Below are 25,882 nucleotides of genomic sequence, written 5' to 3'. Positions count from 1 at the left end.
GCGCGCCATTCAAGGCAGCGCACCGTTCCAAGCGAATCCGGCTTCAATGGAATGTCGTCGATCCAGGAGCGTGATTCATGCTTGCCTCAATTCAGCGGAATGCCACAAAATGCGGCGATCGGCACGTAAATTAGCAAGAAAAATGATTATATCCCGTTACCAATAGAAAAGGCCGGATCTCCCGCTTGGGAAATCCGGCCTTGTTCAAGATGGCGCTGGCGGCTCAATGCGGCTGCGGTTCAAGGCCGGCCTCGGGCTCGTCGCCCTTGGTAGCGGGCCGCGCGCCGGCCTTCGGCACGGCCGAGCCACGGCTCGGCGGTGAGTCGTCGCCGAGATCGCGAGACGGCTTCTCGCCGCGAATCAGCGCCTTGATCTCTTCGCCGGTCAGCGTCTCATATTCCAGCAGGCCTTCGGCGAGAGCGACGAATTCATCGTGCTTTTCCGTCAGAATCGTACGGGCCTGGGTATAGGCTTCGTCGATCAGGCGGCGCACTTCATTGTCGATCTTCTGCGCGGTTGCTTCCGACACATTCTTCGACTGCGAGACCGAGTGGCCGAGGAAGACCTCCTGCTGGTTTTCGCCGTAGGCGACCTGGCCGAGTTGATCGGAGAAGCCCCACTGCGTGACCATGGCGCGGGCAAGCTTGGTCGCCTGCTCGATGTCGGAGGAGGCGCCCGAAGTGATGTTCTCTTTGCCGAAGGTGAGTTCTTCGGCAACACGACCGCCCATCATGATGCAGAGGCGCGACACCATCCACTTGTAGCTCATCGAGTAGCGGTCGCCCTCGGGAAGCTGCATGACCATGCCGAGCGCACGGCCGCGCGGAATGATCGTCGCCTTGTGCAGCGGATCGGCGACGGCAACGTTCAGCGCGGTGATGGCGTGGCCGGCTTCGTGATAGGCGGTGAGCTTCTTCTCCGCCTCGGTCATCGCCGAGGAACGGCGCTCGGCGCCCATCATGATCTTGTCCTTGGCGTCCTCGAATTCCTGCATGGTGACGACACGCTTGTTGCGGCGGGCGGCCATCAGGGCGGCTTCGTTGACGAGGTTCATCAGGTCGGCGCCGGAGAAACCGGGCGTGCCGCGGGCGAGAACCTTGAGATCGACATTCGGCGCCAGCGGCACATTGCGGGCATGCACCTTGAGAATGCGCTCGCGCCCGACGATGTCCGGGTTCGGCACCACGACCTGACGGTCGAAACGGCCGGGACGCAGCAGCGCCGGATCGAGAACGTCGGGGCGGTTGGTGGCGGCGATCAGGATCACGCCTTCATTCGCCTCGAAGCCGTCCATTTCGACCAGCAGCTGATTCAACGTCTGCTCGCGCTCGTCGTTGCCGCCGCCGAGACCGGCGCCACGATGGCGGCCGACCGCATCGATTTCGTCGATGAAGATGATGCAGGGCGCATTCTTCTTCGCCTGTTCGAACATGTCGCGGACCCGGCTTGCGCCGACGCCGACGAACATTTCGACGAAGTCGGAACCGGAAATCGTGAAGAACGGCACATTGGCTTCACCGGCGACCGAGCGGGCGAGCAGCGTCTTGCCGGTACCCGGAGGGCCGACGAGCAGCACGCCGCGCGGGATCTTGCCGCCGAGACGCTGGAATTTCTGCGGATCACGCAGGAATTCGACGATTTCTTCGAGATCCTGCTTGGCCTCGTCGACGCCGGCGACATCATCGAAGGTCACGCGGCCATGCGCTTCGGTCAGAAGCTTGGCCTTGGACTTGCCGAAGCCCATCGCGCCGCGCGAGCCACCTTGCATCTGCCGCATGAAGAACAGCCAGACGCCGAGAATGAGAAGCATCGGCAAGAGCGTGCCGAGATAGCTCAGAAACCCCGAGGAACCGTCCGTTTCCGGACGGGCGGAAACCAGGACATTCTTCTGCTGCAGGCGATCCAGCAGGCTGTCGTCGATTACGGGGGAGTAGGTCTGAAAGGTGGTGCCGTTTTCAACATAGCTTCCGGAAACACGGTTGCCCGTGACCACGACATCCTTCACCCGGCCCGCATCGACCTCACGCAGAAACTGCGAATAAGGGATTTCGCGGGAGCCCGTCTGCGCCGGCGCCGTCTGAAACATACTGAACAGGGCGATCAGCAGAAGCGCGATGATCGCCCACAAGGCAAAATTACGTAAGTTAGGGTTCATTGAACTCCCCAGCACTGGAACAGCCGCCTCATGGCGACCGTCTTATTCATTCTAACATAGGGTTGCGCCGTGCTGTTGCCAAGGCAATCCCCCAGGTCAGATGGTTTTTCCGTCAATACTTCTAAAAGGCAGTCCCGCATAGGGCGCCATCGCGAAAACCGCCGAAAGCCTGTCGGCAAAGATGAAATCAAATCGTGTCAAAAAGCGGTCGAAGGGTGCGAAATAGGGCACCAGATGAATTGCTGCGACAGATTCCGGAGGTAAGGGGGGCTCATGTGACGATAGCACGGGCGCCGATGCGACGGCGCGTTTCCATGCGGACTTGGGCAGGTGCCTCATATTCTCCCTCATTCCTGTGGCCTCAGGGCTTTGCCCGAGTGATGTCACAGGAATCCAGCCACCGCGCGTCCGCGCGGTGAATGACTCCGTATACAGCGGAAGAAAGTCTTCCGCGCCCAAGGACTTGGGCGCATTGGCTTCCTGTGACATCACTCGGGCAAAGCCCTGAGGCCACAGGAATGAGGGGGAGCGTGTAGCAGCCGCTTCGACTTTGATCGGAGCGACCAACCCGTTGCTCGCATAAAACCGTCCATCCCACACCCCCGCCTCTCCCGGCTGCAAAATCATCGGTACGATCCCCCGGTTCTCCCGCGAGAGATAAAGCCCATCACGCCTGCAATCGAACACCACTCGACCGACAGTCATCCGCCCCGGTTCCCCGCCAGTGACAAATGAGAGAAGGCGCTCCATCTGCACCCTCCCCGGCACGAATGGCTGTCCGCCGAAGACGGCCGTCAGGCGGCCGAGCGCATAGTCCAGAACGGCGCGATCCTGCCGCAACCCATCCGGCGCCACATGCCCAAGCAGGCCGCCATGAAGTCTGAAATGGCGATCCAGCCATTCGGCGGCGCGCACAGACAACGCCAGCCGTGTTTCCCAGGCCGCGCGAATATCCGTCTCCATCACAGGATCCGCAGATAACTGCCGGCGCACCCGCACGCGCTCGTAATTCACATCCTCATTGCTGGGGTCGTCGATCCACGAAACACCCTGATCTTTGAGCAAAGCGCGGATATCTCCCCGGCTGGAAAAGAGAAGCGGCCGCAAGATCCAGAACCGCCGGTCGAAGAGCACCGCATCGGCGATACCTGATGAAAGCTGTTCCGTTCGCCTGCCGCGCATCTGCAATGTTTCGCGCTGATCATCGACCGTATGGCCGGTGACGATGAGATTGGCGCCGAGCCTTTCCGCCGATTCCGCCAAGAGGTCGTAGCGCGCCTCGCGGGCCGCGGCCATGATGCCGGTTTTCGGCTTTTCGCCCTGCCAGGCTGCGATGATGTGGGGAATGCCGAGCGATGCACAGAGCGCGGCTACCTGTTGCGCTTCGTCCGCGGAGCCGGCCCGCAGCCCGTGATCGACGGTGGCAGCACAGAGTGAAAACTTGAGATGAGGCGCGGCCTTGACGGCGTCGTCGAGAAGGAGAAGCAGGCCGGTGGAATCGCTGCCGCCCGAGATCGCGACGAGAATGCGCGCAGGACTTTGAAGCGATTCGAGAAACTGGAGGATTGCCTGTCGAGGCGATGCGGCTTCCGGAGACATTCCGGAAGACCTTAGCAGGCGAGGCGTTTCTGTTCGCTCGCAACCTTGCTTATGACGGCGCGTGACGCCTTCGGATAGCGCTTCGAGACTTCGCGCAACGTCGCGCAGGCCGTCTCCTTATTATCGAGGGCAGCAAGCGACATGCCGAGTTTCAGCAGCATTTCCGGCGCCTTTTCCGAGCTGCCGTATTTCTGATGCGCGTTGAGGAAAGTCTTGGCAGCCTCGTTATATTTACCCTGCGAATAGAGCGCTTCGCCGAGCCAGAAATTGGCATCGGCCGCCCGCGCGCTGCTCGGGTAACGGGCAATGTACTGGTTGAATTCCTGCTCTGCCGTGCCGTAATCGCCGGAAAGAACGTGGCCGTACGCCGCCTTGTATTGATCCGCCTCACTGCCGAGCGATGCCGTCTGCTGCGGTGTGCGGCCACTGGCATCGGGAATCGGACCGGACCCGATGGTGGCATTTTCGTCGACGGTTCCGCCGATCGGGTTGCCGTTCTGATCGAAGTCGATCGAGCCAAGCTGCTTCGGCGGCTGGCCGAGGCCGGTATTATCGGGCACATCGGTGGAGGGAGCCGTTTCGGCTCCCTGCGGTGCTTGGATCACCCTGGCCACATCGTCCCCGCCGGACGCTGCCGGAGCGGCATCAGTCTCGCTCTTCTTGACAGGAGCCTTGGCGCCACCGCTGCCGGCACCGGTCTTTTCGAGCTGCTGGAAGCGGAATTCATTATCTTCCTGCTGCTTGCGGATCGTCTCCTGCATCTGCAGCAGCTGGAAGCTCATCTCCTCGATCCGGCCGTTCAGCTGCCGCAGCTGCTCTTCGAGCTGCTGCACGCGAATCTCGGCGTCGCCGCTCTGCACCTTGACAACGGGCGCTGCCGCTTGGTTCTCCGCGGATCGGCCGCCGAGATGCAGCCCGAAGAACGAGGCCGAATAGGCCACCCGCTCACTCCCGGTCACAGCCGCGAGGCACAGCATGCCTGCCACGACAAGTTTCTTCATATGTATCGTCCTGTCCCAGTGATTCTTCGCGCCTTGAGGCACGAACAGGAGATTTTTCCAATTGCTGTCAAAAAGCAACGGAGTCTGGCCAAAGTGTGGTCAAAAAGAAAAGGCGGCCCCTGATGGGACCGCCTTTAGAAAACGAATTATGTCGGCAAATTACATGCCGGCGCCGCCGAGCACGGTGACCGCGCGGCGGTTCTGCGACCAGCAGGAAATATCGTCGCAGACGGCGACCGGACGTTCCTTGCCGTAGGAGATCGTCTTCATGCGCTGCGCCGGAACACCGCGCGAAGCGAGGTAATCCTTGGCGGCAGCGGCACGGCGGGCGCCGAGCGCGAGGTTGTATTCGCGCGTGCCGCGTTCGTCGGCATGACCTTCGACAGTGATCTGGTAGTTCGGATAACGGGCGAGCCACTGCGCCTGACGGTCGAGCGTCTGCGAGGCATCGGCACGGATCGACGAGGAGTCGGTATCGAAGAAGATGCGGTCGCCGACATTGACCGTGAAGTCCTGGGCCGAACCCGGCGTTGCGGCACCACCCGCGCCGGCGCCGAGGCCGAGCTCACCAGCGCTGTTCGGCGGCTTCTTTGCGCAGCTTGCAAGCGCGAGACCGGCCAGAAGCGCGATCATGACGGGGTTTCGGGCGAAATTCTGCATGCGGCTCATTGCCGGGGTGTGAATTCGGCTCATGGCCGGGTCTCCTTGCGATTTCAGGGTTTCCGGACAGTAACCGCACTCGGTTAACCGCCCCTCAAAGATTATGGTTAACAATTTACTGATTTGTCCCGTAGTCGCCCGTTTCCATGATTCTGGGGCGACAAGAAGGCATTGCCGCGCTTGCTACTCCAGAAGCGGCGACCAGGCCGGGTCGGAACCGTAGGTCGGCGTCTTGACGAGTTGTTCGTTGTAGCCGGTCAGGTCGATCGAATAGAGCTGCGGACCGCCGGAGCCCGCCGCCTGGCGGAAGAACATCAGCACGCGGCCGTTCGGCGCCCAGGTCGGACCCTCATTGTGGAAGCCGGTGGTCAGGATGCGCTCGCCCGAACCGTCCGGCTTCATCACGCCAATCGAGAACTTGCCGCCGGCCTGCTTGGTGAAGGCGATGAGATCGCCGCGCGGCGACCACACCGGGGTCGAATAGGAGCCGTCACCGAAGGAAATGCGGGTCTGGCCGGAACCATCGGCATTCATCACATAGATCTGCGGCTTGCCGCCACGGTCGCTCTCGAAGCTGACGCGCGCACCATCGGGCGAATAGGAGGGCGAAGTGTCGATCGCCGCCGTCGAGGTCAACCGCGTCGTCGTGCGCGAGCGCAGGTCCATCGTATAGATGTTGGAATTGCCTTCCTGTTGCAGGCTCATGATCACTTTCTGGCCATCAGGCGAAAAGCGCGGCGAGAAAGTCATGCCGGGGAAATTACCGACGACCTCGCGCTGCCCGGTTTCCAGCTGCAGCAGATAGACGCGCGGCTGTTGATTGGCGAAGGACATGTAGGTGACTTCCTGCCGGTTCGGCGAGAAGCGCGGCGTCAGCACGAGATCGCTGCCGTCGGTCAGCATGCGCACGTTGAAGCCGTCTTGGTCCATGATCGCCAGCTGCCGCTTGCGCTGCTGCTTCGTGCCGGATTCGGAGACGAAGACGACGCGGGTGTCGAAATAACCCTCTTCACCGGTGATCTGCTTGTAGATCGCATCGGCGATGATGTGGGCAACACGGCGCCAGTTCTCCGGCTGGGTATAGAACTGCTGACCGGTCATCTGCTGGCCGGCAAATGTATCCCAGAGGCGGAACTCGGCGCGCAGGCGGCCGTCCGCTTCCTGTGTGACACGACCAGTTACCAGCGCCTGGGCATTGATGACCTTCCAGTCCTCGAACCGCGGCGAAGCGTCCGGATTAGAAATCTTCTCGATGAAGGCTGTCTTGTTGATCGGCGCAAACAGACCGGAACGCTGCAGGTCGGCGGCGATCACCTGCGAGACCTGCGCGCCCATGTTGCCCTGAAGGAAATCCGTCACAGCAATCGGCAATGGCTGGACGTTACCCTTGTTGATGTTGATCTCGACCAGCGCATTCGCCGGTGTCGCGAACGCAGCAATGGTCATGAGACCGGCAGCGACCGCAATCGCGCGGAAAAAGGAACACTTGTTCATGGAGTAAAAGCCTTTCAGCATTTAAATTCCCAGATCGCTCGGGTCGAAATTGACGACGACTTCGCTCCAGGCATCGTATTTGTCTTTTGGAAGGGAGGAGAAAGGTGCCGATTTCATGATGGCGCGATAAGCGCCGCCGGCGAGTGCCCGGCGCGTCGACTCGTTATCACCACCGACTGCCTCGACCTCCGGCTCGCCGACAATATTGCCGTCCTGGTCGAGATTCATGTGGACCTTGATGCGAACGTCGCCCATGCCTTCCATGCCGGGGATGACCGTCCAGTTCCCGGCGATGGCGCTCTTCAACGCATCCATCTCGCTCATCGACAGCTTGGAACCACCATTGCTCTTCTTGGCGCCCAGCGATGCCTCCTGCGTCGAGCGCTTGGCGCCGCCGGCGGAAGGATCGGTCTTGTTCAGCAAGGCTGAAATTTCGTCCGCATTGAAATCGCTTTTCATCGATGAAGCCGATTTCGCCGTTTCCTGCTTCTGGTCCGCCTTCTTCTTCTCGGTCGGCTTGTCAGCGGTCTTCGGCTGCTCCTGGGCCTTTTCCGGCGGTTTTTCGGCTGGCTTCTGCGGTTCCGGCGGCTTTACCTGCGGCTTGACGACTGGCGTCGGCACCTTGTCCGGCAACGCCTCTGCATCCGGCTTTGGCGGCTCCTCAGGCTTGGCCTGTTCTTCCGGCGGCTTTTCTTCGGGCTTCGGCGGCGTCACCTCGACCGGCTTAGGCGGCGGAATGGAAGCAACTTCTTTCGGCTGCTCGACTTCTGTTTCCTCCTTGACGATATCCTTGACATCGTTCGGGACAGGATCGGTCTTCGGCAGCGGCTTATCGCTCGAATTCGCTGCCGCAGCTTCCGTATTGCTGGGCTTGGCGTTCGGAACCGGCGGCGTCTTCAGGTCGATATTGTTATCGCCGGCGTTTTCGGCCGGTTGCGCGATCGGCGGCCGCGTCGTCGGCACAGGCGCCGATGTCTCCTTCTTCGGAGCCTTCTTGTCGCCCTGCTGCATCTGGGTGATGGATTCCACCGGCACGAGATCGACCGGCATCGCCTCGAAATCCTCCACCTTGAAGGATTCCGGCGCGCCAAGCGATACCATCGCCCAGGTCAACACCAGGCAGTGCAGAACAGCAGATGTGACGACGCTGGTCTTCATCTTGAACGCTACTGGTCCTTCTTCTGCTGCGTCACCAGGCCGATATTCTTGAAGCCGGCGCCCTGGATGCGCGCCATGACGTCGGCGATGACGCCGTAGGGCGCCGTTGCATCACCGCGCACGAAGATGCGTTCGTTATACCCCGTAGTGGCGATCGCCTCGAGCTTGGCGGCGATCTCGGCGGCTGGGATCGGCGTTTCCTGCAGGAACACCTCGCCGTCGTTCTTGACGGAGATGGTGATCGGCTGCGTCTCGGAATTCAGTGCCTTGGCCTGCGTTTCCGGCAGGTCGATCGGCACGCCGACGGTCATCATCGGTGCTGCGACCATGAAGATGATCAGAAGCACCAGCATGACGTCGACGAGTGGCGTCACGTTGATTTCGGAGATGACGGCCTTGTTCCGACCGCCGCGACGGCGGCGTCCGCCGCCCCCGCCGCCATTGCCTCCAACAGCCATACCCATGTCAGTATTCTCCGTTGGTTACTGAGCGGCAGCGCGCGGCTGCAGCTTCTCGTCGATCTGGCGCGAAAGTATGGCGGAGAATTCATCCGCGAAACCTTCCATGCGCGCCGAGAGCTTGCCGGCATCGGCGGAGAACTTGTTGTAGGCGATGACCGCCGGGATAGCGGCGACGAGGCCGATCGCGGTGGCGAGCAGCGCTTCGGCGATACCGGGAGCAACGACCGCGAGATTGGTCGACTTCGAACCGGCGATCGCCTGGAACGAGGTCATGATGCCGACGACGGTGCCGAACAGGCCGATGAACGGACCGGCAGAACCGATGGTCGCAAGCGATCCGAGACGGGCGCCGAGATATTCTGTTTCACGAGCGAGCGTCACGTCCATCGCGCGGTCGATACGCATCTGCAGGCCGATCGGCGAGCGGGCGCCGCGTTCGAAGGATTTCTTCCACTCGCGCATGGCCGCGACGAAGATCGACGCCAGGCCGGTATTGTTGCGCTCCGACAGGGAGCGATAGAGTTCTTCCAGCGACTGGCCCGACCAGAACACCTGTTCGAACTTATCGAACTGGCGCCGTGCGCGGCCATAGGCCAGGTATTTGTCGATGACGATCGCCCAGGTCCACACAGAGGCTGCGATGAGCCCGAGCATGACGAGCTTGACGACGATGCCGGCCTGCATGAAAAGCGACCAGAGGCTGACGTCCGTCGTGGCTGCTGCCAATCCTACTTGTTCCATTGATCCAAAATCCCCGAATCCAAACGCCCGGTGCTGGACCGGGCGGCACAAAGTGATCTCGCAAGAAGTGTCCGGCGGCCGCCGCCCAAAGCCCTGGTCAAGCTTCCAAGCTCATCTTCCGCCTTCTTGCCGTCAAATTTGGTCAAAGGAAGGCGTGCACCGCACAAACTCCGACTTTCCCAGTAAGACACTATTATGGTTAATAGATCGTTAGTGCCGGACCGTGACAGCAAGCCTGTATTCGCAAGATTTTATTCCTGGATTACTTGACCGGAGCAAGCTCCGGCTGCCGAAAGAGCGCTCATCCCGCGGCGCGGAAATTCCTTCACATAAAGATCAAGTTTTTACAAGGCCGAATTTCGACCGATTCGGCGCTATAGAGGCGTGCTGCCTTCCAGGAACTTCGCCGCCAGCGTTTCCGGCAGCCGTCGCGGCCGCCCCTTGGCATTGATGACGGCGATGATCACCTTGGCCGAAATCAGCAGCATCTCGCCGCAACGGATCTGCTGGTCAAGCACCATCTTGGCGCCGCCGGCCTTCTCGGTGTGCGTGAGGATCGTCAGCACATCGTCCATGCGCGCCGGGCTCTTGAAATCGATCTCCATGCGATGGACGACGAAGACGAGCCCCTCCTCGTCGGCGCTGACGAGTTCGCGCTGCTCGACGCCGAGGCAGCGCAGATAATCGGTGCGGCCGCGTTCAAGAAAATGCAGATAGCGGGCGTGATAGACGAGCCCGGAGAAATCCGTGTCCTCATAATAAACCCGCTGGACGAGGCGATGTCCGGCCTCCGTCAGCTCTCCCGAAATGGAAAAAGGGCGTTCCGTCATAATTTTCTCCAAACTGAGGTGCCCTCTTTGGCGCAACGCTTCTCAACAGGCAAGCATCGAATGCCCGGCAGGCAGGTAGTGAACGCGTCGCCGCCAGGCATTGAATGATTGTCATAATTCCTAACTATTCCCGATAACGAGCGACCGATCAGGAGACGATACGATGAAGATTGCGGTTATGGGCGGAGACGGTTTCATTGGTTGGCCAACGTCGCTGCATCTCTCCGACGCCGGTCACGACGTCCATATCCTCGACAATCTCTCACGCCGCTGGATCGACACCGAACTCGGCGTTCAATCGCTAACGCCGATGGATTCGATCCAGGAGCGCACCCGCATCTGGCATGCCGAAACGGGACGCCGTATCCACTTCAACCTGATCGATCTCGCCAGGGATTACGAACTGCTGAAGAAATGGCTTTCCGAGAATCGCCCCGATGCCATCATCCATTTCGCCGAACAGCGGGCGGCGCCCTATTCGATGAAGAGCGACCGTCATAAGAACTACACTGTCAACAACAATGTCAGCGCCACGCACAACCTTTTGAACGCCCTGACCGAGCTCAACCTCGACGCCCATCTCATCCATCTCGGCACCATGGGCGTCTACGGCTATTCGACGGTCGGCGCGGCGATCCCGGAAGGGTACCTGCCGGTCGGCATTGAAACGGCGGGCGGCGAGACGGTCAGCCAGGAGATCCTCTACCCGTCCAATCCGGGCTCGATCTACCACATGACCAAGTGCCTGGATCAGCTTCTCTTCCAGTTCTACGCCAAGAACGACAGCTTGCGGATCACCGACCTGCACCAGGGCATCGTCTGGGGCACGCATACCGAACAGACGCGCCGCCACGCGCAGCTCATCAACCGTTTCGACTATGACGGCGATTACGGCACGGTGCTGAACCGCTTCCTCATCCAGGCGGCGATCGGTTATCCGCTGACCGTTCACGGCACCGGCGGCCAGACCCGCGCCTTCATCCATATCCAGGATTCGGTGCGCTGCATTGAGCTGGCGCTCAAGAATCCTCCCGCCCGCGGCGCCCGCGTCGAAATCTTCAACCAGATGACGGAAATCCACCGGGTGCGCGACCTTGCCGAAATGATCGCCAGGATCAGCGGCGCCACGATTGCCTGGCTGCCCAATCCACGCAAGGAAGCCGCCGAAAACGAGCTGATCGTTCGCAACGAAAAGTTCCTCGATCTCGGCCTCGAACCGATCACGCTGGAAACAGGGCTGCTCGGCGAGATCGTCGACGTCGCGAAGAAATTCGCCTATCGCGTCGACCGCGCCCGTGTGCCGGCCGTCTCCGCCTGGACCAGGGACATTGCCGCGACGATCAACCACGATCCGGAAGGCAAGCGGCTGAAATCGGTGTCATGAGCAGGAGCGAATTCGCATTGAAGGATATAAAACTCCCTCACCCCTCCGTGACACTGGCGTCTGCGCTGTGAATGGTTCCTTCCGCCCACCCCACGCTCCGTCATGCTCGGCCTTGAGCCGAGCATCCACACCGCCTCCCTCAGCAGCAGTCGCATGGATCCCAGGCGCAAGGCCTGGGATGACGGAGAGTCTGGTCGGCCTTCTCGCCAAACTCGCCGCCGGTGTACAGAGAAACACCTCGGCGGATGGTTCATGAAGGCGGTGATGGCGCACGTGACCCCACACCCACGCTCCCGTTTCGCCTACGTCACCCTCGTGACCAACCGCGACTACGCCATGGGTGCGACCGCGCTTGCCCGCTCCCTCCGCCGAACCGGCACCAGCGCCGACATCGTCGTCCTCCTTACCGGCGGCGTCGATGCAGCCGCCCTCGCCCCGCTCGCGACCCTCGGCTGCCGCCTGATCGAAGTCGAGCACTTGCCGCTGTCTGCCGCCTTCAACGAACGCCACGCCCGAGGCCAACTCCATTCCGCAGCGCCTTTCACCAAGGGCCGCAAGCCGGCGTTCCATTCGCCGCTCGACAATTTCTGCAAGCTCAGGCTCTGGCAGCTCGTCGAATACGAGCGCTGCGTCTTCATCGACGCCGATGCCCTCGTGCTGAAAAACGTCGACAGGCTCTTCCTTTATCCGGAATTTTCCGCCGCCCCCAATGTCTACGAAAGCCTCGCCGATTTCCACCGCATGAATTCCGGCGTTTTCGTCGCCACGCCGGCGCATGACACGTTCCGGCACATGCTCGAAAGGCTCGACACGCCGGAAGTCTTCTGGCGCCGCACCGATCAGACCTTTCTTGAGACCTTCTTCTCGGATTGGCACGGCCTGCCGGTCTATTTCAACATGCTGCAATATGTATGGTTCACCATGCCGGCGCTTTGGGACTGGAAGAGCGTCTCGATCCTGCACTACCAGTATGAGAAACCGTGGGAAAAAGATCATCCCAAGGCAGCGCAGCTACAACCTTTGATCGATTTATGGCATCGTTTCCACGATGGTGGCGATGTGCCCGAGGTCGCGGCGCTGGACAATCCGGAAGGGGCAGCATGAAGGTATTGGTATCCGGCGGAACCGGTCTCGTCGGCCGTTATGTTGTCGAGGAACTTCTGACCGCCGGCTATCAGGTGATCGTCGGCGGCCGCCGGGCGCCGCATCCCCGCCTTTTCTCCCGCCCGGTCGAGTTCGCAGCGCTCTCCCTCGATCCCGACCAGGATCAGATCGACATTTTCGACGACGCCTATTTCTTCGTCCACGCCGCCTTCAGCCATGTTCCCGGCAAATATCGCGGCGGCGAAGGCGACGATCCGACGACCTTCCACAGGTTGAACCTCGACGGCACCGTCCGGCTTTTCGAAGCGGCCAGACGCGCCGGCACGCGTCGCTGCGTCTTCATCTCCAGCCGTGCTGCCTACGGCGAACATCCGCCCGGAACCGAGCTCACAGAAACGATGCTGCCGAAGCCGGAGACGCTCTACGGCCAGATCAAACTCGACGCCGAAGGCGCGCTGAGCCATCTCTCGACGCCGGGTTTTGCCGGCGTCAGTCTGAGGGCGACCGGCATCTATGGCGATCTTTCGCCGAACAAATGGGACGGCCTCATCGCCGATTATCGCGCCGGCCGGCCGGTCGCTGCCCGCGCGGCAACGGAGGTCCACGGCCGTGATCTCGGGCGGGCGGTGCGGCTGATGCTGGAGACGGAAAGCACCCGCATCGCCGGCGAGATCTTCAACGTGTCGGACATCGTCGTCGACACCCGCGACATCCTTGCCCCCATCCGCCGTGAGACGGAATGTCGTCATGCGCTGCCGGCTACGGCCGACAGGACAGCGCTCAATCCGATGAGCACGGCAAAAATCCGCGCGCTCGGCTGGATGCCGGGTGGAATCCCTCTGTTCGAGGAAACGATGCGGCGGCTGGTCGTCGTGCTACCGACATCGGCACACGAATCGACGCAGGAGCGATCGGCATCCTCGTCTGACGATCGGCGGCCGCAGGCTGACACGGCGTGAAACCGCCGCGCTCCCGTCGCACCCTGCATTTGCATCGGACCTCCAGCCGTCTATGCTCGGCCAAACCTCTCACATCTGGCAGATCGAATGACCGCACGAGAACTGAAAGCGCAGTTGCGCAATGAACGGCTGGCCGCCCGCGACGCCATCGCTCCTGAAGAGCGTATCTCCAAAAGTCTTGCAATGGCGGATCATGCCGGCGAGGCGGTCGCCTTTGCGCCCGGCACGATCGTCTCCGGTTTCCTGCCGATCCGGTCCGAGGCCGATCTGCGACCGCTGATGGCCCGGTTTGCAGCGCGCGGCGCGCGGCTCTGCGTGCCGGCGATCCTCGACAAGCAGACCATCGCCTTTCGGGAACTGACGCAAGACGTGCCTCTCATCGAGACCGGCTTCGGCACGGTGGCCCCCGGCACGGAGGCCGAGATTCTCGATCCCGAGATCATGCTGGTGCCGCTTTCGGCCTTCGATATCCGCGGCCATCGCATCGGCTACGGCGCCGGCTACTATGACCGCGCCATCAGCCGGCTAAGAGAGAAACGCCTGCATCCGAAGCTGATCGGCATTGCATTCGACTGCCAGGAAGTGGCACATGTGCCCGACGAGCCGCATGACATAAGCCTGGATGCCATCCTGACAGAAAGCGGCCTGCGCTTTTTTGCCTCTTGGATTGGATAGGGAATGCGGCTGCTTTTTTTGGGTGACATGGTCGGCAAGACGGGGCGCACGGCGGTCTGGGACCGCCTCCCCGGCCTGATCTCCGACCTCCGGCTCGATTTCGTCGTCGTCAACGGCGAGAACGCCGCTGGCGGCTTCGGCATCACCGAGGACATTTTTCTGGAAACGATCAATGCCGGCGCAGATGTGGTAACGACCGGCAATCACGTCTGGGACCAGAAGGAAGCGGTCGCCTTTGCCGGGCGCCACGATCAGTTTCTGCGGCCGGCGAATTATCCCCAAGGCACGCCCGGCCGCGGCTCCGGTCTTTTCTATGCCAGGAACGGCGCGCGCGTGCTTGTTGCCAATGTCATGGGCCGGGTCTTCATGCATCCGGAACTCGACGATCCGTTCAAATCGGCGGAGGTGATCCTCGACGCCTGCCCGCTGAAGGAGCAGGCCGATGCGATCATCTTCGATTTCCATGCGGAAGCGACCAGCGAGAAACAGTGTTTCGGCCATTTCGTCGACGGCCGCGCCAGCTTCGTCGTCGGCACCCATACCCATGTGCCGACCGCCGATGCGCAGATCCTCAACGGCGGCACGGCCTATATGTCGGATGCTGGCATGTGCGGCGATTACGATTCCTCGCTCGGCATGGACAAGGAGGAGCCGCTCAACCGCTTCATCTCCAAAATGCCGAAAGGCCGCATGGAAGCGGCGAGCGGCCCGGCGACGATCTGCGGCGTCGGCGTCGAGATTTCTGATGCGACGGGACTGGCCGAAAAGATCGCGCCGCTGCGGCTCGGGCCGCGCCTGGCCGGGACCGTGCCGGAGTTCTGGCGGTAACCCACCACGACCAACACGCAAATGTGAGCAGCCCCGGTCTGGACCCCCGCGACCTCTTGCCGCATTCTCCGGCCTTCACGTGAAAGCGCCGGAGGGGTGGCATGAGGCCGCAACATCTTGTCCTCGCGATCGCATGCCTTGCCGCCTTCATCGTGTCAGGTCGCGCAGCAACGGCGCAGGAACAGCGAGCGCCCGTCAGCCAGTGCCAGGCGATCGCGCAGACCATCCCCAAGGCGACCTTCGCCAGCTTTTCCGGCCCCCAGCCGGTCGCACCTGCCGTCGCCGAGGGCGAGGATGTCAAATTCACCTTCCTCGGCCACTCCACTTTCGAGATCGATACGCCCGCCGGCATCATCATCGCGACCGACTATAACGGCTGGTACCGGCCGGCGGCGCTTCCAGACGTCGTGACGATGAACAAGGCTCACACGACCCACTTCACCTTGACGCCTGAGCCGGGGATCAAGCATGTGCTGCATGGCTGGAGCGATGTTCCCGGCGAGGCAGCGAAGATCGATCTTGCGGTCGGCGACGCCTATATCCGCAACATCGCCACGGATATCCGCTTCAGCTATGGCCTCGGCGGCTCGCAGCAGAATGGAAACTCGATTTTCGTCTTCGAAATTGCCGGCCTTTGCATTGGCCATCTCGGCCATCTGCATTACGAGCTGACGGATACCCATTATACCGAGATCGGCCGCCTCGACGTCGTCATGGTGCCGGTCGACGGCGGCCTGACCATGGGCGCCGACAGCATGAGCCGTGTCATCAAGCGGCTGCGCTCGTCGCTGATCCTGCCGATGCACCGCCGCGGCCCACCGGTCAGTGCCTTCGTAGCCATGTTCGGCAAGGACTTCGATGTCGCTTATGCGCCCGATGACAGCATCACCGTCTCCATGCGCACGCTGCCGAAGAAGCCGCTGATCTACGTCATGAAAGGCGTGCAGTAAGAAGATCCGGCGGGTTCCTCGAAGCCTTGCGTATCAGGCAAACTGCAGGTGGCGTTTCACGCCGACGTCGGGCATCTTGTCGTCGTCGAGATTGGCCTTGGCGATCTCCCACCCGAATTTCAAGGTGTTGCCGGTGGAAACCCAGATCTCGGCATCATCGACATGCAGGGAAAGCATGGTGAGTTTCGGGTCTTTCTTGCCGCCGTCATACCAGGCCGCTACCATCGAACTCCAATATTCCTCGATCTTGGAAGGATCGGGGCGTACCTCGATCACGCCGGAAAGGCAGGCGTGATAATCGTGATCCTTACCGATGACGCAAAAATGCGCGCGGCTGCCGGGCTTGATGGCGCGGACGATATCGGCGTCGGTCTTGGTGAAGAACCAGATGGTGTTGGTGGTGGGATCGGCATGCGGCGCCATCGGCTGCATGTGCATATCAAGCCCGGAAATTCCAAGCATGCCGGCATGAACGCCGTTGACCTGATCCCAAAGCTGACGTGCGGGTTGCTCCCGCGCCTCGCTGAGACTTGCCATGACCGTTCCTTTCCGTTGGATGGAGTTCGATTGAAACGTCATCCTTTCGCCTTTGTTCCGAACTGCTTTTCCCTTGAACAGGTGCCGTTTCGCTCTTATAAGGCGCCCCATTCCGAACAATGAGACGTGAACAGGGGTGCCATGGCTGGCCATTCACAGTTTAAAAACATCATGCACCGCAAAGGCCGTCAGGATGCCGTGCGGTCGAAAATGTTCTCGAAGCTTGCGCGCGAAATCACCGTTGCCGCCAAGGCCGGCCTGCCCGACCCGTCGATGAACGCCCGTCTTCGCCTGGCGATCCAAAACGCCAAGGCCCAGTCGATGCCGAAGGACAACATCGACCGCGCCATCAAGAAGGCAGCCGGCGCCGACAGCGAAAACTACGACGAGGTCCGCTACGAGGGCTACGGCCCGGGCGGCACGGCGATCATCGTCGAGGCCCTGACCGACAATCGCAACCGCACCGCCTCCAACGTCCGCTCGATCTTCACCAAGGCCGGCGGCGCCCTCGGCGAAACCGGCTCCGTGTCCTTCTCCTTCGACCATGTCGGTGAAATCACCTACAAACTTTCCGTCGGCGACGCCGACAAGGTAATGGAAGCCGCGATCGAAGCCGGCGCCGACGACGTCGAGACCGACGAAGAGGGCCACTACATCACCTGCGCCTTCGAAGCCCTCGGCGAAGTATCGAAAGCGCTGGAATCCGGGCTCGGCGAAGCCGAAACCGTCAAGGCCGTCTGGCGCGCCCAGAACAATGTGCCGGTGGACGAAGAAAAAGCCCAGTCGCTGATGAAGCTCATCGACAGCCTGGAAGACGATGACGACGTACAGAACGTCTATTCCAACTTCGAGGTATCGGAAGAAGTGCTGGCCAAGCTCTCGGCCTGAGTTTTTCGGCACATCCCGATGGAAAACCCGGCTGCAGCGCCGGGTTCAGTTTGTTGACCAACCTTGCTCTTTACTCGCCGTCATCCTCGGCCTTGTGCCGAGGATCTGCTGCAACCACGGCAGATGCTCGGGACAAGCCCGAGCATGACGAAAGAGTGGTTGGCCGCCTTTGAACCCAGTTGCGACGCCGGGCTCCTTCTGACGGGTAGCCCTCGCCTCGCATAGGATGTTCCGCTCTCAAAGGCGCTCGTTACGAACCCCTATGCGGCCACCCGCATGAAGTTTCCCAGGCCTGCGAATAGTTCCACCGATCTCAGCCGCGCCTCGATATCATGGATCGGCATGGAGATGATCACCTCGTCGGCCTGCGTTTCCTTGAGAAACGCCGTCAGCTTTGCCTCTGCCGTCTCCGGCGAGCCGACCACGGCATAACGCAGCGTGTGTTCGACGTTCATCTTCTCCATCGGCGACCAGAACGCCTCCATATCCGTCACCGGACGCGGGAACGGGCCGCGGACATTGCGGCGCAGGTTGACGAACTGTTGCTCGGCGGAGGTGAAATGATAGCGCGCCTCCTCGTCCGTCGCCGCCACCGCGCCCATGACGCCGACCATCACATACGGCTTGTCGAGCGTTGCCGAGGGCTGGAAGCGGTCGCGGTAGATCGCGATCGCATCGAGCAGCATATCGGGCGCAAAATGCGAGGCGAAGGCATAGGGAAGCCCGAGCATGGCGGCGAGCTGGGCGCTGTAGAGGCTGGAGCCGAGCAGCCAGATCGGAATATGCGAGCCATTGCCGGGGACGGCAAGGATCGCCTGGTTCTCGACCGGCGTGCCGAGCAGTTGCTGCAGTTCCACCACGTCGTTCGGGAAGCTGTTGGCGCCGGCCTCGAGATTGCGCCGCAGCGCCTGCGCCGAGCGCATATCCGTCCCCGGCGCGCGCCCGAGACCGAGATCGACGCGGCCGGGGAAGAGCGCCTCCAATGTGCCGAACTGCTCGGCGATGACGAGCGGAGAATGATTGGGCAGCATGATGCCGCCGGAGCCGATCCGGATGCGCTTGGTCGCCGCCCCGACATGCGCGATGACGACGGCGGTGGCCGCGCTGGCGATTCCCGGCATGCCGTGATGTTCGGCGAGCCAGAAGCGCTTGTAACCGAATTCCTCGGCCTTGCGAGCCATGCGAGCCGAACTCTCGAGCGACTGAGCAACAGTGCTGCCTTCGGCAACGGGGGAAAGGTCGAGGATGGAAAAGGGAACCATGGGAAACCTGCCGGGCAGTTGAAGGGTGCCGTCTATGTAGGTTCGCGCCCACGCTATTCCAAACCGTCAACGCAAACAAAAAGGGCCGCGAGACGGCGGCCCTTGTGTCGGTTCGGATGCGGTAGCCTACCGGTGACGGCGCAGCACATGCACCTCGGCGCTCGGCTTGTGATCGCCGGGCGGCAGCGTGAAATTGCCGAGCTGGCGATCCATTTCCAGGGCTTCCGTCGCCAGCCGGTGGATCGCCGCCGTCGTCTCCTCGACCATAGCGGCGTTCTGCTGCGTCATCGCGTCGAGTTCGGCAACGGCGCTGTTGATCTCGCGCAGCGTATTGGCCTCCTCGCGGGTCGATTCCATGATCTCGTGGATCTTCCCGTTGATCGCCTCGACGTGGCCGCCGATGCCCGTCAGCGCAGCACCCGCCTTTTCGACCAGCGACACGCCACTTTCCACTTCATGCGTCGATTTCTGCAGCAGACTGGAGATTTCCTTGGCCGCGCTCGATGAGCGCTGGGCAAGCTCGCGCACCTCCATGGCGACGACAGCAAAACCCTTGCCGGATTCGCCGGCGCGCGCCGCCTCGACACCGGCATTGAGCGCCAGAAGATTGGTCTGGAAGGCGATATCGTCGATGACGGAGATGATCGTGTTGATCTGGCGTGAGGAGGTCTGGATCGCCTCCATCGCCGCGATCGTCTCGCGCATGATCTGGCCGGAGCCGGTCGTCTCCTTCTTGGCGTCGCGGGCGATGCGCTCGGCCTGTTCGGCCCGCTCGATCTGCCGGCGGACTGACTGGGTGATGGCGCTGATCGCATTCGCCGTCTCGGTGATCGAGCCGGCCTGGCGCTCGGTGCGCCCGGCAAGCTCGTCGGCGCCGGTCCGCATCTCCTCGGAGCCGGCGCGCACCGCCATCGAGTTGCCGCCGATGGCCGTCATGGTTTCGCTCAGCGTCGCGAGCGCCTCGTTGAAATTGATGCGCAGGCTTTCGAGCTCGTTCGGGAAGCGTGTGTCGATCTGATAGGCGAGATCCCCGCTCGCCAGATGATGCAGGCCCTCATCGATCGCCTCGACCACCTGCTGCAGCGACTTCGCCTCGGCCTCGCGCTCGGCAAGGTTCTGCTGGCGGTCTTGCTCGGCCTGAAGGCGCGTCTCTTCGCTGGCGGCTTCCAGTTCGCGGCTTTCGATGAGCGACTGCCGGAAGCGGGCGAGCGCATTCGCCATCGTACCGATCTCATCCTTGCGGTTCAGGCTGCCGATCTCGCTGTCGAGCTTGCCGTCGGCGACATCGCGGGTGACGCCGGCAAGCCGCGCCAGTGGCGAGAACAGAAGGTTGGTAACAAGCCCGGTGGCGATCGCCATGACGACGAGCACGCCGATGCCGATTATCGTCAGCAAGGTGGCGATCTCGATCGAGCCGGCATTGAGCTCGCTGAGCAGCACGCTCTCGACCACGAGGAAGCGGTCGCCGCGATAGTCGATGCCGCGGACATAGGCGCGCGCTGAGCCGTCAGCCCTGTCGAAATCGGCCACCGTCATCGCCGAACTGGCAAGCGCGTCCTTGATGAAGGTGAAGGCGGTAGCATCGAGCGTCGCAAGCTTGCCGCCGGCATCGAGACCGATAGCGGAACCATCGGCGGAGACGATCGCCGCCCGCGCGGTGCTGCCCTGAACAATGCCCTTTGCAAGGATGCTGGTGACGATGTCGTCACGCACCTTGAACAGGATGATGCCTTTGGCGGCGCCGAGCTTGACAATCGGCACGGCATAGAAGATCGCCGACCTGCCGCTGGCGGCATCGACGCGAAGCCCGGAAAAGCCTGTCGGCGCGGCATCTTCGGTCGCCTTGGCGGTATTCTCCAGCGCCTTGGCGAAAGCGATGCCGGCGCCGGTCGTCTTCCAGGCGTCCGTCTTCAGATTCTCGGCGAAGTCGTCCAGCTTCTTGTAGGAATAGAGGACGGTACCGTCGAGATCGGCGATCAGCAGATCGCTGAAAGCGGTATCCGCGAGGTCGCGGGCGACCTCGCTCTGCGTCTTCTCGTGATTCGAAAAATAAAAACCGCTCGGCCCTTCCGGCTTCATCAGCTTCTCGCGCTGATCCGCCGGGTTGGGATTGGCCGTGATGAAAACTTTTTTCAGCTCGGCACGGGCATCACCGGAGGTTTTCTCGATGGTCTTCCAGCCGCTCTTCAGACTGGTGATCGACATCTGCAGCGCCTCGATGCGGGCGATGGAATTGGCCTGGTTCTCAAGCTGCGCCAGCTGGTCCTGCAGCATGTCGCCGCGGAAGATCAGCACGCTCTCCTTGGCCTTCAGCGCCTGCTCGTCGGAGATGCGGCTGCTGGCGAAATAGGCGAGCACGTCGATCACCGCGATCGACAGCACGGTCATCAGGATGAATGTGGCAATGACCTTGAAGGACAGGGATTGGAATCTCAGAGCCATGTCGACGAACCCCTTCTGAACGCGCCTGCCGGCGCGGGCAGGCAAGGCATGCCTGATCGACCGGTCTTCAAACAGAACATCGGGGGCTTATCTCTTTGCATGCGAGACCCCCTTCGTATTCGACACTAGAATTCAAGCATCTGTTTTAATTCGCGGTAAATGGAGCGGCTTAAATACGGGAAGGTTTTTGTTTTGTTCACATATCGATGGCACTTATTTTGCAGTCGCTATAGGTTGAACCATGCAAAATACGATTCGCATCGTCGGCATCGACCCCGGACTTCGCCGCACCGGCTGGGGAATCATCGACACATTGGGCAATTCCCTACGGTTTGTGGCCTCGGGAACCGTAACCTCCGATGGAGACATGGACCTCGCCTCCCGCCTCTGCCAGCTGCATGACGGCCTGGCGGAGGTTGTGCACGCTTACAAGCCGGATGAGGCCGCCGTCGAACAGACCTTCGTCAACAAGGACGCGGTTGCAACCCTGAAGCTCGGCCAGGCCCGCGGCATCGCCATGCTGGTGCCGGCGCGCGCCGGGCTGCAAGTCTCCGAATATGCCCCGAACGCCGTAAAGAAGGCTGTCATCGGCGTCGGCCACGGCGAAAAACGTCAGATTCACATGATGTTGAAGATCCTGATGCCGAAAGTCGAATTCAAAGGCGACGATGCCGCCGACGCCCTGGCGATTGCCATCTGCCATGCGCACAATCGCGGCAGCAATCGAATGCGGCAGGCACTGGCCGGCTGATCTGTTCTTGACTTGTTCCGAGGTAAGGATAATTCTTACTTTGAAGGAGCAACGAGATGCGCGTCACGTCCAAAGGCCAGGTCACCATCCCTCGCGACCTCAGGGAGCTTGCCGGCATCGAGGCCAACAGCGAGGTCATCTTCTCGATCGAGGGCGGCAAGCTCGTTCTCTCGCCGAAGAACGGCAAGCAGGAGATCGAGGATCGAGGTCGGCTCGACCGTTTCCTGCAGACGATCCGTCGTCTCGAAGGAACCGGTGATCAGGAGATCGATGCCGAAGACCTCATGTCGCTGACCCGTGATCGCTGATGGCGACGCTTGTCGATACAAACATCCTTGTCGACTTGGCCGTGGTCAGCTCGGACTGGCATGCCTGGTCGCGTCAGAAGATGCTCGATGTCTTCAAAGAGGGGCCAGTGCTCATAAACCCGATCATCTATTCCGAATTTTCCGTCCGCTACGGCGATGTGGATGAAGTCGAGCGCCTGCTTCCCCAGAATGAATTCCGCCGCGAGAATCTGCCTTGGCCGGCGGCTTTTGCCGCGGCTCAAGCCTTTCGGCTTTACCGTCGCGACGGTGGGGGACGCGAACGGATACCGCCCGATTTCCTCATCGGCGCCCATGCGGCGATCCGGGGCTATAGAATTTTGACCCGGGATCCCAGCGGATACAGGTCTTTTTTCCCCTCCGTGGAACTTATCACGCCCGAAACGCATCCTTGAGAGACCACGACCCATGATCGGCAAGCTGAAAGGCACCATAGACGAGATCGGCGAAGATTATGTACTCGTCGATGTGCACGGCGTCTGCTACGTCGCTTACTGCTCCGCCCGCACCCTGTCCAAGCTCGGCTCGGCCGGCGAGGCCTGCGTGCTGTTCATCGAGACTTATGTGCGTGAGGACCAGTTGAAGCTCTTCGGCTTCATGACCGCATTGGAGCGGGAATGGTTCAATCTGCTCCAAAGCGTCCAGGGGGTCGGCGCTAAGGTGGCGCTTGCCGTGCTCTCGACCTTGACGCCGGGCGAACTCGCCAATGCGATTGCTCTGCAGGACCGCGCCGCCGTTTCCCGCGCGCCGGGCGTCGGCCCGAAAGTGGCGATGCGCCTCGTCACCGAGCTCAAGAACCGGGCTCCCGCCTTTGCCGGGGAAGCGATCAATATCGCCCTCAAGCAGGAACTCGGCGAAGGTGTGGCCGCCGCACCCGTGGCTGACGCGGTTTCCGCGCTGACCAACCTCGGCTACAGCAGAGACCAGGCGGCAAATGCCGTTGCTGTGGCGATGAAGACGGCCGGCGAAGGCGCAGACAGCGCCAAGCTGATCAGGCTGGGATTGAAGGAACTGGGGCCGCGGTGACCTCCTTGAACATATCACAATTCCTTACTAAACTTGAATGGTAAGGAGATCCGGATGAATATCTACTACGGCACAATGACATCGAAGGGCCAGACAACAATTCCGGCGGAAGTTCGTGAATTGCTGAATCTGAAGTCCGGTGACAGGATCCGCTACATCAATCGCGACGGCGAAATCATCATGAAAGCCAAGAACAAGCGCGCCATTGACCTTGCAGGCAGGTTTCACGATCCGAATCGGCGGACGATCACTTTAAAGGAAATGGACGAGGCTATTGGAGAAGCCATCGCCGCTCATGTGAATATAGCAGGATGATTGGCCTCGACACCAATATCCTGCTGCGCTTCCTCCTGAAGGATGATGCCGCCCAGACAGACAAAGTCATAGCGCTGTTCGAGAACCTCTCCGATACGGCACCTGGCTATATTAGCTGCATCACGCTGCTGGAATGCACGTGGTTCCTGCGGCAACGGATCAAGCTGAAGAGAGAACAGATCGTGGAGGCGATTTCGGATTTGTTGGACTCGGCGGATCTGATCCTTGAAGATGAAAGAGTGGTCGAGGAGGCGCTCGGAATCATGGTGCGGACGAATGCCGAATTTGCCGATGTCTTCATCGCTCTTCGCAACCGTGACGCCGGTTGCGTGACAACCAAGACATTTGACGCCCAAGCTGCAAAAACCATACCTGGAATGGAACTTCTTTCATGAGCGAACCCGCCCGCCTGATATCGCCGGAAAAGCGGGGCGAAGACCTTGATGTCACGCTGCGCCCGCAATCGCTGGACGAGTTCACCGGCCAGGCAGAAGCGCGTGCCAATCTCAAGATCTTCATCGAAGCGGCGAAGAACCGCGGCGAGGCGCTGGACCACGTGCTCTTCGTCGGACCGCCCGGCCTCGGCAAGACGACGCTGGCGCAGATCATGGCGAAGGAACTCGGTGTCAATTTCCGCTCAACGTCGGGTCCCGTCATTGCCAAGGCCGGTGATCTCGCCGCCCTTCTCACCAATCTCGAGGAGCGCGACGTGCTCTTCATCGACGAGATTCATCGCCTCAACCCGGCCGTCGAAGAAATCCTTTATCCCGCCATGGAAGATTTCCAGCTCGACCTGATTATCGGCGAAGGCCCTGCCGCCCGCTCGGTGAAGATCGACCTGTCGAAATTCACGCTGGTGGCGGCGACCACCCGTCTCGGCCTGCTGACGACGCCGCTGCGCGATCGCTTCGGCATCCCGGTGCGCCTAAGCTTCTATACCGTCGAGGAGCTGGAACTGATCGTGCGTCGCGGCGCGCGGCTGATGAACCTGCCGATCACCGAAGAAGGCGCCCGCGAGATCGCCAGACGCGCCCGCGGCACGCCACGCATCGCCGGCCGGCTGCTGCGGCGCGTGCGCGACTTCGCCGAGGTGGCAAGGGCGGAAGCCGTCACCCGCGAAATCGCCGACGAGGCGCTGACCCGCCTGCTCGTCGACAATGTCGGCTTCGATCAGCTCGACAAACGTTACCTCAACATGATCGCTGTCAATTTCGGCGGCGGTCCGGTCGGCATCGAAACCATTGCCGCCGGCCTTTCCGAGCCGCGCGATGCAATCGAGGATATCATCGAGCCTTACATGATCCAGCAAGGTTTCATTCAGCGCACGCCGCGCGGCCGTGTTCTGACCGCAATCGCGTGGAAACATCTCGGAATGCAACCGCCCAAGGACATGGAGGCTGCGCAGTTCCGGCTGTTCCAGGAGGATAACTGAGTGATCACCCGCCGCGGATTTTTCAAGGTTCTCGGCGGTGGTATCGCGGGCGTCATGTCGCTTGGTGGTTATGCCTTCGCCTATGAACCGCTGGCGCGGCTCGGCATCGCCCGTTACCGGCTGACGCCGCCGGGATGGGCACCGGGACTGAAGCTCCGCGTCGTCGCGCTCGCCGATATCCACGCCTGCGAGCCCTGGATGTCGGAAAACCGCATTACCGCGATCTGCCACAGGGCCAACGAGCTCGAAGGCGACGTGACCGTGCTGCTCGGCGATTATGCCTCGGGCATGAACATGGTGACGCAGTACGTGCATTCGAGCCGATGGTCGAAAGCGCTGGCCACCCTGCAGGCCCCTCTCGGCGTCCATGCGATCATGGGCAATCATGACTGGTGGGAGGATCGAACCGCCCAGAAGAACGGCGGGATGGAAACATTCGGGCACCGGGCGCTTGCCGACGTCGGCATCCCGGTCTACGGCAACCGCGCCGTTCGGCTGGAAAAGGATGGCCGCGGCTTCTGGCTCGCGGGCCTCGAAGACCAGCTGGCGCTGCTGCCCGGCAGGAAATGGGGCCGCACGCGCATGCTCGGCCTCGACGACCTCGATGGAACGATGGCGCAGGTGACCGACGATGCGCCCGTCATCCTGCTCGCCCATGAGCCCGATATCTTTCCGCGCGTGCCCGAGCGCGTCTCGCTGACGCTATCCGGTCACACCCATGGCGGGCAGATCCGTTTCCTCGGCCATTCGCCGATCGTGCCCTCGCGTTACGGCAATCGCTACGCCTACGGCCACATCGTCGAGGACGGGCGCAATATCATCGTGTCCGGTGGCCTCGGCTGCTCCATCGCGCCGGTCCGCTTCGGCGTGCCGCCGGAAATCGTCGTCATCGATCTCGGATAAG

Annotated in this window: 27 protein-coding genes; 15 read left to right on the top strand and 12 right to left on the bottom strand. The window is 61.5% G+C overall.

Annotated elements, in window-relative coordinates; translation table 11 throughout:
* Positions 1 to 223 precede the first annotated feature (223 nt).
* The 9 genes from ftsH to ybgC all read right to left on the bottom strand — a co-directional run bounded on the left by ftsH (position 224) and on the right by ybgC (position 10,099).
* On the bottom strand, positions 224 to 2,155 hold the full coding sequence (gene ftsH, locus A7X77_RS13260) for an ATP-dependent zinc metalloprotease FtsH (protein ID WP_038691074.1): 1,932 nt from the start codon (positions 2,153 to 2,155) through the stop codon (positions 224 to 226).
* Between the two features lie 96 nt (positions 2,156 to 2,251).
* Positions 2,252 to 3,754 carry a tRNA lysidine(34) synthetase TilS gene (gene tilS / locus A7X77_RS13255; RefSeq protein WP_064683356.1) on the bottom strand — a complete coding sequence of 501 codons (1,503 nt, stop codon included), beginning with the start codon at positions 3,752 to 3,754 and terminating at the stop codon, positions 2,252 to 2,254.
* 11 nt (positions 3,755 to 3,765) lie between these two features.
* Positions 3,766 to 4,755, bottom strand: a complete 990-nt coding sequence (ybgF, locus tag A7X77_RS13250; RefSeq protein ID WP_064683355.1) for a tol-pal system protein YbgF — start codon at positions 4,753 to 4,755, stop codon at positions 3,766 to 3,768.
* Between the two features lie 159 nt (positions 4,756 to 4,914).
* On the bottom strand, positions 4,915 to 5,448 hold the full coding sequence (gene pal, locus A7X77_RS13245; RefSeq protein WP_064683354.1) for a peptidoglycan-associated lipoprotein Pal: 534 nt from the start codon (positions 5,446 to 5,448) through the stop codon (positions 4,915 to 4,917).
* Positions 5,449 to 5,598: 150 nt separating this feature from the next.
* Positions 5,599 to 6,909: a Tol-Pal system beta propeller repeat protein TolB gene (gene tolB, locus A7X77_RS13240; RefSeq protein WP_064683417.1), complete on the bottom strand. Its 1,311-nt coding sequence runs from the start codon at positions 6,907 to 6,909 to the stop codon at positions 5,599 to 5,601.
* Positions 6,910 to 6,930: 21 nt separating this feature from the next.
* Complete coding sequence (locus A7X77_RS13235; RefSeq protein WP_064683353.1) at positions 6,931 to 8,067, bottom strand: hypothetical protein; 1,137 nt, start codon at positions 8,065 to 8,067, stop codon at positions 6,931 to 6,933.
* An 8-nt stretch (positions 8,068 to 8,075) separates the two neighbouring features.
* Complete coding sequence (gene tolR / locus A7X77_RS13230; protein WP_003566333.1) at positions 8,076 to 8,531, bottom strand: protein TolR; 456 nt, start codon at positions 8,529 to 8,531, stop codon at positions 8,076 to 8,078.
* A gap of 18 nt (positions 8,532 to 8,549) precedes the next feature.
* Positions 8,550 to 9,269, bottom strand: a complete 720-nt coding sequence (gene tolQ / locus A7X77_RS13225; protein WP_004671617.1) for a protein TolQ — start codon at positions 9,267 to 9,269, stop codon at positions 8,550 to 8,552.
* Between the two features lie 374 nt (positions 9,270 to 9,643).
* On the bottom strand, positions 9,644 to 10,099 hold the full coding sequence (ybgC, locus tag A7X77_RS13220) for a tol-pal system-associated acyl-CoA thioesterase (protein WP_064683352.1): 456 nt from the start codon (positions 10,097 to 10,099) through the stop codon (positions 9,644 to 9,646).
* Between the two features lie 163 nt (positions 10,100 to 10,262).
* Between ybgC and A7X77_RS13215 the strand changes: the two genes are divergently transcribed.
* From A7X77_RS13215 to A7X77_RS13190, 6 genes are all read left to right on the top strand, one after another.
* The gene (locus A7X77_RS13215; RefSeq protein ID WP_064683351.1) at positions 10,263 to 11,483 is read left to right on the top strand and encodes an NAD-dependent epimerase/dehydratase family protein; all 1,221 of its coding nucleotides are present in this window, start codon (positions 10,263 to 10,265) and stop codon (positions 11,481 to 11,483) included.
* Between the two features lie 264 nt (positions 11,484 to 11,747).
* Entirely contained in the window at positions 11,748 to 12,587 is an 840-nt protein-coding gene (locus A7X77_RS13210) for a glycosyltransferase (RefSeq protein ID WP_064683416.1), read from the top strand.
* Positions 12,584 to 13,546 (top strand): NAD-dependent epimerase/dehydratase family protein, encoded by a 963-nt coding sequence (locus A7X77_RS13205; RefSeq protein WP_064683350.1) that lies wholly within the window; start codon positions 12,584 to 12,586, stop codon positions 13,544 to 13,546. Before A7X77_RS13210 ends, A7X77_RS13205 begins: the two co-directional genes overlap by 4 nt.
* Positions 13,547 to 13,633: 87 nt before the next feature.
* Positions 13,634 to 14,221: a 5-formyltetrahydrofolate cyclo-ligase gene (locus A7X77_RS13200; RefSeq protein ID WP_064683349.1), complete on the top strand. Its 588-nt coding sequence runs from the start codon at positions 13,634 to 13,636 to the stop codon at positions 14,219 to 14,221.
* A gap of 3 nt (positions 14,222 to 14,224) precedes the next feature.
* A complete protein-coding gene (locus A7X77_RS13195; RefSeq protein WP_064683348.1) occupies positions 14,225 to 15,049 on the top strand; it encodes a TIGR00282 family metallophosphoesterase in 825 nt (274 codons plus the stop codon).
* Positions 15,050 to 15,150: 101 nt separating this feature from the next.
* Positions 15,151 to 15,999: an MBL fold metallo-hydrolase gene (locus A7X77_RS13190; protein ID WP_064683347.1), complete on the top strand. Its 849-nt coding sequence runs from the start codon at positions 15,151 to 15,153 to the stop codon at positions 15,997 to 15,999.
* A gap of 33 nt (positions 16,000 to 16,032) precedes the next feature.
* Here A7X77_RS13190 and A7X77_RS13185 read toward each other — a convergent pair whose 3' ends face one another.
* A complete protein-coding gene (locus A7X77_RS13185; RefSeq protein ID WP_064683346.1) occupies positions 16,033 to 16,536 on the bottom strand; it encodes a pyridoxamine 5'-phosphate oxidase family protein in 504 nt (167 codons plus the stop codon).
* A gap of 141 nt (positions 16,537 to 16,677) precedes the next feature.
* Between A7X77_RS13185 and A7X77_RS13180 the strand changes: the two genes are divergently transcribed.
* A complete protein-coding gene (locus tag A7X77_RS13180; RefSeq protein WP_064683345.1) occupies positions 16,678 to 17,424 on the top strand; it encodes a YebC/PmpR family DNA-binding transcriptional regulator in 747 nt (248 codons plus the stop codon).
* Positions 17,425 to 17,684: 260 nt separating this feature from the next.
* On the opposite strand, the gene A7X77_RS13175 is transcribed toward A7X77_RS13180, so the two are convergent.
* Both A7X77_RS13175 and A7X77_RS13170 read right to left on the bottom strand, forming a co-directional pair.
* Positions 17,685 to 18,686, bottom strand: coding sequence for an LLM class flavin-dependent oxidoreductase (locus A7X77_RS13175; RefSeq protein ID WP_064683344.1), 1,002 nt, complete (start codon positions 18,684 to 18,686; stop codon positions 17,685 to 17,687).
* A gap of 126 nt (positions 18,687 to 18,812) precedes the next feature.
* Positions 18,813 to 21,128 (bottom strand): methyl-accepting chemotaxis protein, encoded by a 2,316-nt coding sequence (locus A7X77_RS13170; RefSeq protein ID WP_064683415.1) that lies wholly within the window; start codon positions 21,126 to 21,128, stop codon positions 18,813 to 18,815.
* Between the two features lie 241 nt (positions 21,129 to 21,369).
* Between A7X77_RS13170 and ruvC the strand changes: the two genes are divergently transcribed.
* Genes ruvC through A7X77_RS13130 form a run of 8 tightly spaced genes read left to right on the top strand, consistent with a single transcriptional unit; the run spans position 21,370 to position 25,881 of the window.
* The gene (gene ruvC, locus A7X77_RS13165; RefSeq protein ID WP_064683343.1) at positions 21,370 to 21,879 is read left to right on the top strand and encodes a crossover junction endodeoxyribonuclease RuvC; all 510 of its coding nucleotides are present in this window, start codon (positions 21,370 to 21,372) and stop codon (positions 21,877 to 21,879) included.
* A gap of 56 nt (positions 21,880 to 21,935) precedes the next feature.
* Entirely contained in the window at positions 21,936 to 22,187 is a 252-nt protein-coding gene (locus tag A7X77_RS13160; protein WP_064683342.1) for an AbrB/MazE/SpoVT family DNA-binding domain-containing protein, read from the top strand.
* Positions 22,187 to 22,600: a type II toxin-antitoxin system VapC family toxin gene (locus tag A7X77_RS13155; protein ID WP_064683341.1), complete on the top strand. Its 414-nt coding sequence runs from the start codon at positions 22,187 to 22,189 to the stop codon at positions 22,598 to 22,600. The genes A7X77_RS13160 and A7X77_RS13155 overlap by 1 nt, the downstream gene beginning before the upstream one ends.
* 13 nt (positions 22,601 to 22,613) lie before the next feature.
* Positions 22,614 to 23,231 (top strand): Holliday junction branch migration protein RuvA, encoded by a 618-nt coding sequence (gene ruvA / locus A7X77_RS13150; protein WP_064683340.1) that lies wholly within the window; start codon positions 22,614 to 22,616, stop codon positions 23,229 to 23,231.
* Positions 23,232 to 23,285: 54 nt separating this feature from the next.
* Positions 23,286 to 23,546, top strand: coding sequence for an AbrB/MazE/SpoVT family DNA-binding domain-containing protein (locus tag A7X77_RS13145; RefSeq protein WP_064683339.1), 261 nt, complete (start codon positions 23,286 to 23,288; stop codon positions 23,544 to 23,546).
* On the top strand, positions 23,543 to 23,941 hold the full coding sequence (locus A7X77_RS13140) for a PIN domain-containing protein (protein WP_064683338.1): 399 nt from the start codon (positions 23,543 to 23,545) through the stop codon (positions 23,939 to 23,941). Before A7X77_RS13145 ends, A7X77_RS13140 begins: the two co-directional genes overlap by 4 nt.
* Complete coding sequence (gene ruvB / locus A7X77_RS13135) at positions 23,938 to 24,978, top strand: Holliday junction branch migration DNA helicase RuvB (RefSeq protein ID WP_064683337.1); 1,041 nt, start codon at positions 23,938 to 23,940, stop codon at positions 24,976 to 24,978. Before A7X77_RS13140 ends, ruvB begins: the two co-directional genes overlap by 4 nt.
* Positions 24,979 to 25,881 (top strand): metallophosphoesterase, encoded by a 903-nt coding sequence (locus tag A7X77_RS13130; protein WP_064683336.1) that lies wholly within the window; start codon positions 24,979 to 24,981, stop codon positions 25,879 to 25,881. It begins immediately after the preceding gene.
* Position 25,882 lies beyond the last annotated feature (1 nt).

This window comes from Rhizobium bangladeshense (assembly GCF_001662075.1).
Classification (GTDB): domain Bacteria; phylum Pseudomonadota; class Alphaproteobacteria; order Rhizobiales; family Rhizobiaceae; genus Rhizobium; species Rhizobium bangladeshense_B.
This window is presented reverse-complemented; position numbering and strand designations above follow the sequence as displayed.